Genomic DNA, 1,235 nt, shown 5'->3' on the forward strand with positions numbered 1-1,235 from the left:
GCGCAATAACTGCTGAGCGACGGCATCGAACAGCCCGGGCTGAACATGGCCGAACGTGGACGGCGGCACGTTGGTGCTTTGCCGGGCGAGCTCGCGATAGGCATTCGCGTTGAGCACGCCGCCGCCGCCACGCAGCGACGACGTCCAGCGGGTGAAGGCATCGGCTGAAACCGCGCTCACGCTGAAGTTCATGTCCGAGAAGCCGTCGCCGCTGAAGTGCGCCGACTGGCCGAAAAAGCTGCCCTCATAGTCGGCCTGCAGATGCAACTCGGTCTGCATGCCGTTCATGACGTAGACCATGCTGCCAAGCTGGGGCACGAAGAACGTGTTCATCACGCTGGCCGAGGTCAGCTTGAAATGAACTGGAACGCCGGCGGGGATAACCAATTGATTGACAGCGCCCACGCCCTGCTCGGGATAGAGGAACAGCCATTTCCAGTCGAGCGCCACCACCTGGATGTCGAGCGGCGGCTGCGCGGAAGGGATCGGTTTGCGCGGATCGAGCTGGTACGATCCATAATAGATCAGCCCGCCAAGGAAAAGGATGGTGAGCGTCGGGATCGACCAGACGATCAACTCGATGCGCCCCGAATAGGTGAACTCCGGGTCATAGCGCGCGTCGCTGTTCGAGGCGCGGAATTTCCATGCGAAGGCCAAGAGCGCAACAAGCGTCGGAACAACGATCACCAGCATCACCGCCAGTGAGTTCAAGAGGATCGTGCGGTTGCCCGAGCCAATGGGTCCTTGCGGGTCGAGCACACCCCCCGCGCAACCGGGCAAGAATGCGATTGCCGGGATCCAGAGCAGTTGCCGCCCCGGCTTGGGGCTGGATGGCAACAACACTTGCTCGGCCACCAATCCTGGAGAGGACGCGTTCTTGGGGCACGCGCTCTTGGCACTTCTCATCTGAAGCCTTCCTCTGAACCAACTTCAAGGCGCGTGGCCGGGGTGCCGCCCTCCGCCGGACGAAGGACCTAACTGGCGCTTCCCCGGTTTGTTCCTCCTCGCTGGCTCATGCACAAACTCCAATTCGGCGGCACGGCGATGGAGCACAGCTAAGTCGATCACCCCATCAAGCTGGTGGAGCCAGAACCGCTCCACGGTTTTGGCCCATGAGCGAATCGACGCCAGTCATGGCTAATGACGACCGGTGGGGCCCGAACTTCTTGCCGATCGCCGCGCCGGCGGAGAGGACACGTCCTTCGGGGTGCTCGTTTTCCATCTGACGTCTGCTC

At 62.1% G+C, this 1,235-nt stretch carries 1 protein-coding gene; it reads right to left on the bottom strand.

All coding sequences use genetic code 11. The features are described from left to right. A partial coding sequence (gene cyoA / locus EOA22_RS34175) for a ubiquinol oxidase subunit II (RefSeq protein ID WP_127390644.1) occupies positions 1-906 on the bottom strand: 906 nt, incomplete at its 3' end. Positions 907-1,235: the final 329 nt, after the last annotated feature.

The organism is Mesorhizobium sp. M7A.F.Ca.US.014.04.1.1 (assembly GCF_003998745.1).
In the GTDB taxonomy this organism is placed as follows: domain Bacteria; phylum Pseudomonadota; class Alphaproteobacteria; order Rhizobiales; family Rhizobiaceae; genus Mesorhizobium; species Mesorhizobium ciceri.